General features: G+C 67.3%; 2 protein-coding genes. Both read right to left on the bottom strand.

The genetic code is table 11. The annotated features are described in order from the left end of the window. Positions 1-276 precede the first annotated feature (276 nt). Positions 277-417: a hypothetical protein gene (locus BMX93_RS13015; protein WP_177170241.1), complete on the bottom strand. Its 141-nt coding sequence runs from the start codon at positions 415-417 to the stop codon at positions 277-279. Positions 418-454: 37 nt separating this feature from the next. Then, positions 455-1,430 (bottom strand): PqqD family protein (locus BMX93_RS12610; protein ID WP_218139350.1); only part of this gene is annotated, 976 nt, incomplete at its 5' end.

The raw sequence follows: 1,430 nt of genomic DNA, 5'->3' as shown, positions 1-1,430 counted from the left end.
CCCTGGGCTTCCGCAACCTCACCAACTACATCGCCAGAAGCCTGCTCGAGACAGGCGGATTCAGACCCCAACTACACCCTCGATTGGGATGAGCCGGATTTCCGCAGCAGATGGAAGTGCGTTCTGGGCAGAACCAAGTGACATGCTTTTCCTCTTCACCTCGGCCGAGGCACAGTGGGATGCAGCGCATCCCAAGAGATTCTCAGCTAAATCTGAGGTACAGCATAGATGAACTCAGCGCCCGTGGAAGCCCCGTTCGAAACATCCCCCCACTGTTCACCTGAAGGACCATCGCGCAGCAGGACCATTGCGCAGCGCAGCCTCGCGCAGCAGGACCATCGCGCAGCGAGCCTCGCGCAGCAGGACCATCGCGCAGCGAGCCTCGCTGAACCCCGGGGCGCCACCCCGCCCAGGCACCGCGCCCGTCCTCGCACGTCATCGAGGGGTGCGGTTGTCATCGGGGGCGTACCACGAGCTCCACGAGGCCGTCCGCCACCATCTGCTGGATGCACCGCAGGACATCGGCGCTCAGCGCGTCGGGGTCGACTGCATAGCTGCGCGAGAGGAACTCGCACATCTGCGCCACGCTGCGCTTCCCGTCGATGGCTGACCAGATGGCAGCCGCTGTCTCATTGAGCACGACCGGCTGGGGAGCGTGCACATAGTCGAAGAGGGGAAGCAGCACGAGGCCCGACGCGTCGGTGACCGCAGCACATCGGCGCCCGTGCGCAACGAGCTGCGACATCTCATCGACCGGACCTGCGGACGCCGGCTGCGCCAGGGGTGCCGGCCCGGGCCCGTGCGCGGCGTGGTGCTCCGGCCCGAGGGGCCGGCTCATCTCGACGATCTCGTGGGGCGAGAGCATGTATTCCCGCCCGGGAGGCTGAGCCTGGGACGCTGTGGGGTGTGCACCGGCGCCCGAGCGAGTCATCGTGTGCCAGGCGCTCACGAGCGCCGGGATCTGGGTCAGCGCGCGGCGGTATCTGGCCAGCTGGAGCCGCAACCTCCAGAACCGGCCGGAAACCAGCTCGGGATGCTCGGTGCGCAGCTCAAGCGGTGGACGCCACACCGCGAGTCGCAGCAGGCGGAGCCGTTCGCGCCAGCCGGTTGCTCGCGTCCGATAGAGATATGCCCACAGCCCCACGCCGACATGATCGCCGCCCCCGCTCTCCAGCTGCAGTCTCCAGCGCATGTCCTCGTCCGGGTCGAGGTCCGGCTCACCGGGCTCCACACCGCAGCTGATCGAGAATTCCCTCAGCGCAGTGCATGCCCGAAAAGCCGCTCGCGAGGACATGAACTCCGACGAGATCGCGGGATCCGCGGAGAGCCTTTCCCGGCTCTTCCCAGATGAGGGTGTAGGCGACGCAGCAGCCGTGGTGGGAGGGCGCGGCGCGTCGGTGCCCGGATAGTGGCCGAGGCCTTCCGAGGAT

The sequence above is a fragment of the Propionibacterium cyclohexanicum genome (assembly GCF_900111365.1).
GTDB lineage: Bacteria > Actinomycetota > Actinomycetes > Propionibacteriales > Propionibacteriaceae > Propionibacterium > Propionibacterium cyclohexanicum.
The sequence above is the reverse complement of the archived record's forward strand: the minus strand, read 5'-3'. Positions and strand labels throughout refer to the sequence as shown.